Annotated in this window: 1 protein-coding gene; it reads right to left on the reverse strand. The window is 56.0% G+C overall.

The window, feature by feature from the left end; genetic code table 11:
- Positions 1-96 precede the first annotated feature (96 nt).
- The gene (locus tag LX73_RS13240; RefSeq protein WP_342782423.1) at positions 97-720 is read right to left on the reverse strand and encodes a TolB family protein; all 624 of its coding nucleotides are present in this window, start codon (positions 718-720) and stop codon (positions 97-99) included.
- Positions 721-1,357: the final 637 nt, after the last annotated feature.

The following is a 1,357-nucleotide window of genomic DNA, read 5'->3' on the forward strand; positions in this document are numbered from 1 at the left end:
TCTGACCCATAATAAAACCCGCAGCAGCTGTGACGCCACTGCGGGAAAAGATTATTTGATGACAAAAAGAGTTTACTACCGGTTAATCTTGGGTGGTTACTCCACCGGGCTCCAATAAGGAATAAGATCACCGGTACTGTTGGCCGTCAGGTTAGTCGGAATCCCGCTACCGTCAGCATTAATTTTATAGACTTCTACATCTCCATCACGGCCAGTATAAAAGGCCAGTTCGCTGCCATCCGGCGACCAGCTGGGGTAAATATCTGTCCCCGGGTCGCTAGTTACCTGCTGCACGCCGGTGCCGTCGGTGTTCATGGTATACAGCTCATTATTTCCCGAACGGTCGCTGGAAAAAGCAATTTTGCTGCCATCGGCCGACCACCGGGGCGTTAGGTTAGCGTCGGTGTCGGTGGTGAGCTGCTGGCGGCCCGTCCCGTCGGGGTTCATGGTGTAAATCTCTTGATCTCCGTCGGTAGCGCTGGTATAGAGAACCTTGGATCCGTCCGGGGACCAGTGCGGAAAGTTATCCGCCGCGCTGTTGTTGGTCAGCCGTTGCTCCCCGCTGCCGTCGGCCCCGATCGTATAAATTTCGTTATTCCCGCTGCGGCCGTCCACAAAAGCCAGGCTGCTGCCGTCCGGGGACCAGCTCACCCCTCCGGTTAATACCACTTGTGCTCCTGAGGATGTCAGCTGCTGGATGTTCGACCCGTCAGCATCCATCACATACAGGTGGTACCCAGACCCGCCGCGGTTACTGACAAAAGCAATCTTGGTGCCGGTCGGAGAAATCGGCCCGGCAAAATCAGCGTCAGAGTTGTCGGTGAGTTTCGTCGGTGAGGAGCCGTCGGTATTCATCAGGAAGACTTCCCCGTCCCCGTCGCGGCCGCTGGTAAAGGCAATCTGGCCGTCGGCTACGGTCTGGCAGCTCACGGCAAAGGAGGTGGAGGTGGTATCCCCGGCCGTAATGGTCACCGTTTGGGGGTTGCTGCCGCTGACCGAGCAGTTGCCGGCGACCCCGGACAGCTGGGCATCCACGTCGCCTTCGGAGAGGCCGGCCAGGGTTACGGTGCCCGAAGCGGACACGCTTTGGCTGGTCCCACCGGCATTGACGGTGTAACCGTCGGCGTCGATGTCATCACCGGTGCTATTGGTGGTCACTTCCACCGCCCCGGTGGTCGGCTCGTCATTATCGTTACTGTTGCCATTGGTAGGCCCATGGCCGTCATCGCCACAAGCCGCTACTAATAATATGGTCAAAAATAAGGTCGCTATTTGTATTGGTCGTCTCATAATGAAATAAGAGGTTTGTTTAAGTTAATTGTTGTGATTGGATATCATCACAGGTTGTTATACACAT

It is taken from the genome of Fodinibius salinus, from assembly GCF_008124865.1.
GTDB lineage: Bacteria > Bacteroidota > Rhodothermia > Balneolales > Balneolaceae > Fodinibius > Fodinibius salinus.